Below are 1,622 nucleotides of genomic sequence, written 5' to 3'. Positions count from 1 at the left end.
GGGCGTGTAAATAATTTTGTGTATTCTCTCTCTTAGGCAAAAAATTGATTTTTAAGTTTTTGTAAAAAAATGTTAATTAAAGTCGATGAATACTTTTAATTCATCATCCTTATATAGTATATTATTCCCACTTTTAGTCAATAATATACATGTTTAATAACAGGACAGGGCAATGCTGAGGAGCAACCCGAGCGGTTATTGATCTTCTATACAGGAACGGGTAGCCTTTTGGTGGCCCGTTTTGCATGTTCCTGTTAGAACTAAAGCGATAAACCTCAGGGGTTTGGGGACAGAGTCCCTAAGCTACGCTCCTGAATTTAGGATTTCATTAAATAATATATTGAGTTGGCTAATAACAAGATCCCAATTGGCGTATACTCGAGTCCATTTTTTGCTTACTTTTTCAGTAGCCAAATACAGCATTTTCATAAGACTCTCATCACTCGGAAATATAAGCTTTGTCTTAGTTACTTTTCTGAATTGACTATTAAGGCTTTCTATAGCATTTGTGGTATATATAATTCTACGAATATAATCTGGGAATACAAAGAAAGTTATAAGATTATCCCAATTATCTTCCCAACTCTTTATTGCATTTGGATATTTATTCCCCCACTTTTCCTTTGCAGAAATTAAATTTTCAAGCGCAACATCCTCGTTTAATGCACTGTAAACAGCCTTTAGATCTTTGGCAAAAGCCTTTTTGTCTTTATGTGGTATATATTTCATGCTTGCTCTCAATTGATGAATTATACAACGCTGTATCTTTGCAAAGGGATATACGGATCCTATCGCTTCCTTAAATCCATTTAATCCATCTACGCAGAACAACAAAACGTTCTGTAAGCCTCTATTTCTAAGGTCATTAAGCACTGAAAGCCAGAACTTACTGCTTTCATTTGCACCTACCCATATACCAAGAACCTCTTTTTCTCCGTCCATATTTACGCCTAATACAACATAAGCTGCTTTGATTACAATATGCTTATCATCTCGTACTTTGTAATGGATTGCATCCATAAATACAAATGAATATGTTTTCTCAAGTGGTCTATTTTGCCACTCGTTAACTACAGGAATAATCCTATTTGTTATATTTGATACCATTTCGGCAGATATCTCAACATCATACAAATTTTTTACCTGTTCTGATATGTCTCTTGTAGTCATTCCAGCTGCATACAAAGCCATTATCTTATCTTCAATACCAGTTATATTTCTTTGATATTTAGGTAAAATTTTAGGTTCAAATTCACCATTTCTATCACGTGGTATATTAAGTTCTACTGGTCCAAGTTCAGATTTCACAGTTTTTTTAGAGTAACCATTTCTGCTGTTTATAGTTTGTTTTTCTGATATAGCATACTTGTTATATCCAAGTTGTAAATCCATCTCTGCTTCTAATGCCTCCTGAAGAACGTCTCTGAACATACCCTTCATAGCAGTTAAAACTTCATCTGGGCTTGTAAACTTTTGCTCATTGATATAATCCCTTAAAATCTCTTTAGAAATATCTGACATAAAAATACTCCTCCTTACAATATTTGATAATTAGCTTATCTCAATTATTGCCAAGAAAGAGTACTTTTTATTCTAGTTACACAAAATTATTTATAGGCTCT

1 protein-coding gene is annotated in these 1,622 nt (G+C 33.5%); it reads right to left on the bottom strand.

Features of this window, described 5'->3' with window-relative positions; translation table 11 throughout:
• Positions 1–303 precede the first annotated feature (303 nt).
• Positions 304–1,521, bottom strand: coding sequence for an IS256 family transposase (locus Ctaglu_RS24635; protein ID WP_125006701.1), 1,218 nt, complete (start codon positions 1,519–1,521; stop codon positions 304–306).
• Positions 1,522–1,622: the final 101 nt, after the last annotated feature.

Source organism: Clostridium tagluense (assembly GCF_003865095.1).
Taxonomy (GTDB): domain Bacteria; phylum Bacillota; class Clostridia; order Clostridiales; family Clostridiaceae; genus Clostridium_AD; species Clostridium_AD tagluense.
This window is presented reverse-complemented; position numbering and strand designations above follow the sequence as displayed.